Here is a 209-nt window from a genome sequence, read left to right on the forward strand (position 1 = left end):
GCAGGATACCGATACCCGCAAGCGCCGCCATCCACGAGAACACGACGGTGTAAGGATCGGCGCCGAAGATCACGAACAGGCCAAGGACGACGGCCGCGATCAGGCTTTGCAGCAGACCTGCAGCATAGGGTGAGCCATGCTTGGCGTGAACCTTGCCAAGCACCTGTGCGGCCAGGCCTTCACGGCCAAGGGCGAAGAAATAGCGGTTC

Annotated in this window: 1 pseudogene; it reads right to left on the reverse strand. The window is 61.7% G+C overall.

The window, feature by feature from the left end:
* Nucleotides 1-209, reverse strand: a pseudogene (locus AF337_RS25835) (amino acid permease); the annotation flags it as partial.

This window comes from Rhizobium ecuadorense, from assembly GCF_001187535.1.
GTDB classification, from domain to species: Bacteria; Pseudomonadota; Alphaproteobacteria; order Rhizobiales; family Rhizobiaceae; genus Rhizobium; species Rhizobium ecuadorense.